This window comes from Stutzerimonas stutzeri (assembly GCF_002890915.1).
Taxonomy (GTDB): domain Bacteria; phylum Pseudomonadota; class Gammaproteobacteria; order Pseudomonadales; family Pseudomonadaceae; genus Stutzerimonas; species Stutzerimonas stutzeri_AF.
Genome location: NZ_POUT01000031.1, coordinates 1 through 1,858, shown reverse-complemented (window position 1 = coordinate 1,858; position 1,858 = coordinate 1). Strand labels below are relative to the sequence as shown.

Annotated in this window: 1 protein-coding gene; it reads left to right on the top strand. The window is 59.5% G+C overall.

The features are described 5' to 3' along the window. Positions 1-405: 405 nt before the first annotated feature. Entirely contained in the window at positions 406-1,773 is a 1,368-nt protein-coding gene (gene ltrA / locus CXK94_RS22165; RefSeq protein ID WP_256046331.1) for a group II intron reverse transcriptase/maturase, read from the top strand. Positions 1,774-1,858 lie beyond the last annotated feature (85 nt).

Genomic DNA, 1,858 nt, shown 5'->3' with positions numbered 1-1,858 from the left:
TTGTGCGCCCAGCATGGGCGCACTCTTGGAGGTGCAAGTCCTCCCGTGAGCTGGCCACAGTGAACGAAGCGAAGCGCAACTGCGTAAGGGTGACCGAGCGTGGGGAGGAAGCGTGGAGCGTAATCTGCGAGCCGATGGACAAGAATCGGATATGAGGCGCTGCCGAGCAGGGCGAGCGGGCAAGGAACCGCGAAGCTCTCGTGGCCAAGGCGAAGCGGCGTAAATCCGGCGGTTGTGCAGAGAAGGAGTGCGTTCTTACCTGGGGAGATCTCGCTTTACGCCTGAAAGGGCGACGGTGCTTGATCGGAGCGAGAAGTCAGCAGAGGCCGTAGTAGTCGAATAGCTGAGCCACTGTAGGCTCGAAACACCGGACGAAGGGCCGAACGAGAAGGAGCATCAAACGTCTTGTCGATGAGCCGTGCATTGCATCAGATGCCTGTGAGAACGGGGCGGGGCGTCCAGGATCGAGGTGAAGCCTCGATGCTACCGTCCAGCGATGAAGCACGCCTCCCGCGCCAAGGGTCGGGGGATGCAGGGCGATGCCTGTTGGAACAGGTTGTCGCACAGGAGAATATGCAGCGCGCCTGGAAGCGCGTGAAGGCGAACAAGGGAGGTGCTGGGGTGGATCGCCTGGACATAGTGCAGACCGAAGCCCACCTCAGGCAGGTATGGTCGAGTATCCGACGGCAACTGCTGGCGGGAACCTACCAGCCATTACCAGTACGGCGCGTATGCATACCGAAACCAGACGGAAGTGAACGAGAGCTGGGCATCCCCAGTGTGACCGACCGTCTGATCCAGCAAGCGCTGCTGCAAGTGCTGCAACCGCTGATTGATCCCACTTTCAGCGAGCATAGCCATGGATTCCGGCCAGGTCGCCGAGCCTGGGATGCGGTTTTGTCTGCCCAACGGTATGCCCAAGAAGGCTACTGCGTCGTGGTGGACGTTGATCTGTCCCAGTTCTTCGACCGGGTCAACCACGACATCCTGATAGAGCGTTTGAGTAGGCGCGTGAAGGATGCTGGCGTGATCCGGCTGGTGCGGGCCTATCTAAATGCTGGAATCATGGATGGTGGTGTAGTGATCGAGCGATTGGAAGGCACGCCGCAAGGTGGGCCACTGTCGCCACTACTGGCTAACGTGCTGCTCGACGAGGTGGATAAAGAGCTTGAACGCAAAGGACATCGTTTTGCCCGTTACGCCGACGACTGTAACGTCTATGTGCGCAGCCAGAAGGCTGGCGAGCGGGTGATGGCCCTCCTCAAACGCTGCTACGACAAGCTGCGCCTGAAGATCAATGAATCGAAAAGTGCAGTGGCGAGCGTGTTTGAACGTAACTTCCTCGGATACTGCTTATGGCAAACCCACGATGGTGAGGTGCGTCGTGCCGTTTCGAAGAAGGCACTGGGGGTGTTCAAGCAGCAGATCAGGCAGCGTACTCGCCGTAATGGCGGGCGCAGCCTTGCCGAGGTGATCGAAAAGCTTTGCAGCTATCTGCCGGGATGGAAAGGCTACTTCAGCTTGGCGCAAACCCCGCGAGTCTGGCGAAGGTTGGATGAGTGGATGCGTCGAAGGCTACGAGCCCTTCAACTCAAACAGTGGCGACGCGGCAAGACGATCTACCGGGAACTGCTTCGCTTAGGGGCTACGCAGAGCGTGGCGCAATCGGTTGCGGCGCTGAGTCGCCGCTGGTGGCATAACAGCCTGACTGCCGGACACCAAGTATTGACGATCAGCTATTTCGATCGTCTGGGCATGCCAAGACTCTCCTGACCTCAACATCTCGAACCGCCCGGTGCGGACCCGCATGCCGGGTGGTGTGGGAGGGGAACGGCGGTAGCCGTCCCCTATCCCGATT